At 61.5% G+C, this 1,349-nt stretch carries 1 protein-coding gene and 2 pseudogenes; all 3 read left to right on the top strand.

Annotated features, from left to right (window positions below; genetic code table 11):
• Positions 1-186: 186 nt before the first annotated feature.
• A complete protein-coding gene (tnpA, locus tag JQ586_RS40260) occupies positions 187-606 on the top strand; it encodes an IS66-like element accessory protein TnpA (RefSeq protein WP_249148697.1) in 420 nt (139 codons plus the stop codon).
• Positions 603-958: pseudogene (gene tnpB, locus JQ586_RS40265) on the top strand (IS66 family insertion sequence element accessory protein TnpB). The gene tnpA and the pseudogene tnpB overlap by 4 nt, the downstream one beginning before the upstream one ends.
• A gap of 122 nt (positions 959-1,080) precedes the next feature.
• Positions 1,081-1,197, top strand: a pseudogene (locus JQ586_RS41765) (hypothetical protein); the annotation flags it as partial.
• Positions 1,198-1,349: the final 152 nt, after the last annotated feature.

Here is a 1,349-nt window from a genome sequence, read left to right on the forward strand (position 1 = left end):
GGCCACGTCTCCTCCGATAGGCACTTCAGTGATGAGAACCGACCGAGAAATCGGCGCGGGTAAATTGATGCGCGATTGGGTCTTGCAAAAGGACATCAGAGCGCTGTTCAGCGGCCTCCTACCGGATGACGGGGCGATCTGCGAGTCTGCGGTTCGGTTTCGACCGTTAGGTTTAGAATGGACACAATGCATACTGCTATCACGGAGCCGGTGCGGCGGCTTGAGGTCTTCACCGGAGCCGGTCGTCAACGGAAGTGGAGCGACGAAGACAAGGCGCGGATCGTCGCGGAGATCGTGGCAAGTGGCGACTCCGTGTGTTCCGTGGCTCGACGGCATGGATTGTCGCCGCAGCAGCCGTTTGGCTGGCGGCGTCAGTTGCGAGAAGCCGCAAGCGGTCATTTCGAGGCGGACGAAGTACAGTTTGTGCCGGCAGTGACGGACGCCGTGGTGCCGGCGCCGACTGCTCACCGGGAGCGCAAAGCAGTACGCAAACCAGATAGCGGGATCATCGAGATTGAAGTCGACGGCATCACGATCCGAGCCGGTCGTGGAGCGGACACGGCGATGATTGCGTCAATCGTCCAGGCGCTGAAGGCGAGCCGGTGATCGGTCCGTCAGGCGCGGTCCGGGTGATGGTGGCAACCAAACCGGTAGACTTCCGCAAGAGCATGGCGGGACTTGCGACCTGGTGCGCGAGAGCATAGGTGCAGATCCATTCTCGGGAGCTGTCTATGTGTTCCGGGCCAAGCGGGCGGACCGGATCAAGCTGGTGTTCTGGGATGGAGCGGGCCTGTGCCTGTTCGCCAAGAGGCTTGAGGATGGGATCTTCCGCTGGCCGAAGATCGAGGACGGTGTGATGCGCCTGTCAGCGGCGCAATTGTCGGCTCTGCTGGAAGGACTCGACTGGCGGCTTGTGCATGAGGTACGGGAGACGCCGGCGCCATCGCAGCCCGGATAGCTGTTGGCAGTGCTGCGGCGATGTGAATCAGGAGCGCCGAACGCGTCGCAAGATGGCGGCGAATATGCTCTGATTTGGGTGTGAGCGACGCCCTGCCTGACGATCTCGAGACGCTGAAAGCGATGCTGCTTGCCGAGCGGTGCGAGAGCGAACGGCTGCGTCAGATCATCAAGGAAATGCAGCGACACCGGTTTGGCCGGCGGGCGGAGACGCTACCCGAAGATCAGATGCTGCTGGGAACCCTTGCTTCGGGATCTGGATAGCTATGCGAAGAAGCCTCCGGCTTGGACGGAGGTTTGGGATGGGATTGGACAGCAAAAAGGACGTCCATTTAGACGGCTCATCGGCGGGGTCTGTGAGCCGGCTGGAAGTTCTTGAAGGACCGTCGGGG

The sequence above is a fragment of the Bradyrhizobium jicamae genome (assembly GCF_018130215.1).
In the GTDB taxonomy this organism is placed as follows: Bacteria; Pseudomonadota; Alphaproteobacteria; order Rhizobiales; family Xanthobacteraceae; genus Bradyrhizobium; species Bradyrhizobium jicamae_A.